Source organism: Bacillus sp. JJ1127 (assembly GCF_036965845.1).
In the GTDB taxonomy this organism is placed as follows: Bacteria; Bacillota; Bacilli; order Bacillales; family Bacillaceae_G; genus Bacillus_A.
This window is the reverse complement of the sequence record NZ_JBALQK010000298.1, coordinates 4,165-5,728: the sequence shown is the minus strand read 5'-3', so window position 1 is coordinate 5,728 and position 1,564 is coordinate 4,165. Positions and strand designations below refer to the sequence as shown.

3 protein-coding genes are annotated in these 1,564 nt (G+C 34.7%); all 3 read left to right on the top strand.

Going from position 1 to position 1,564, the window contains the following annotated elements; translation table 11 throughout:
• Nucleotides 1-159 precede the first annotated feature (159 nt).
• On the top strand, nt 160-600 hold the full coding sequence (locus V7183_RS23040; RefSeq protein ID WP_003198186.1) for a LytTR family DNA-binding domain-containing protein: 441 nt from the start codon (nt 160-162) through the stop codon (nt 598-600).
• A gap of 12 nt (nt 601-612) precedes the next feature.
• Nucleotides 613-1,083: a DUF3021 domain-containing protein gene (locus tag V7183_RS23035; RefSeq protein ID WP_097898850.1), complete on the top strand. Its 471-nt coding sequence runs from the start codon at nt 613-615 to the stop codon at nt 1,081-1,083.
• Nucleotides 1,084-1,564 (top strand): ABC transporter ATP-binding protein (locus tag V7183_RS23030; protein WP_438825195.1); only part of this gene is annotated, 481 nt, incomplete at its 3' end.

The following is a 1,564-nucleotide window of genomic DNA, read 5'->3' as shown; positions in this document are numbered from 1 at the left end:
TTTTTATTGTAAAGATAAAATGCGTTCATGGAGCATCTAAAAAATTATTATATTCGTCTTTTGACCAGTTATTGTGTGAAAACGACCGATTATCGAAATTTTATTTACAGTAACTTAAATAGCTTTTATATTTAGAGCGAGTGAAAGGGATGTGGTGAAGTGAAATTTGAAGTGTCGATTGATCCATCTTATAAAGAACCGAAAATTATTATTCTAACGGATAAAATGACAGATGAGATATCAGATATTATGAAGCGACTTTCGGAAACACATATGGATTCATTAGCTGTATTTTCAGAAAGAGGTGTTGAAATTGTTGAATGTAAAGATATCGTCAGGATTTATACAGAGAAACAGAAGGTATTTCTCCAAACTGCTGCTGGTATCTATACCGTTCGCTCCAGGTTATATGAACTGGAAGAGAAACTAAATAGTCAATTTTTCGTTCGTATTTCCAATTCAGAGATTGTTAACATCAAAATGATTACGAATATGGATATTAGTATGACAGGAACAATTGGCGTGTCATTAACAGGGAATATCAAAACATATGCTTCTCGACGCTATGTTTCAAAAATTAAGAAACTGTTTGGGATATGAGGTGAAAGCAGCGTGAAAAATTTATTTAGTCGAGTTGTTGGTGGTTTTGTCATCGGCGTGATTATTGGACAAATTGTACAAATCCTTATTTCGCTTAAATTAGGCCAAGGAGAATATATGCCAGTTGTAGATCATTTTCGCTCTTTCTTTGTTAGCGAGGTGACCGCTGTCACCGTGCAAATAATGTTAACAGGGATTATTGGCGTTACATTTGCTACAAGTGCTCTTATTTTTGACATAGTGAAGTGGAGTCTACTGAAACAGTACATCGTTCATTTTTGCATAACAGCACTAGTATGGGGGCCAATTGTGATGATACTTTGGATGCCAAAAACGTTCATAAGCACACTGATTTTTTTTATTAGTTTTTTAGGTACATATGTTGTCACATGGGCTATTCAATACATGATTTCAAAGAATGATATTAAACAAATTAATGCTGCGATTCAATCAAAAAAATTAGAAGGAAGAGGTGATGAATAAATGAACATTGCTATAAAAAATCTAACGAAAAAATTTAAAGGGCACACAGGTGTCGACAATCTTTCAATGACAATTGAAAGAGGAGAATTTTTTGCACTTTTAGGGCAAAATGCTGCTGGGAAAACAACAACGATTAAAATGCTTAGTTGTTTGCTTGTACCTACAAGTGGCGATGCAATAATGTTAGGAGATAGTATTGTCAAAAAACCTACGGCAGTAAAACAAAAAATAAACATTTCACCACAAGAAACTGCGGTAGCCCCGAATCTTTCTGTGCAGGAAAATTTAGAATTCATTGCGAGTATCTACGGCAGCAATAAACAAGAGACTGAACAAAAAGCAACGGAAATGATGACAAGGTTTGGACTTTCGGAGAGAGCAAAAAATAAAGCAAAAACATTATCAGGCGGGTTGCAGCGTCGACTAAGTATTGCAATGGCACTCATTTCAAACCCAAAAATCATTTTTTTAGATGAGCCAA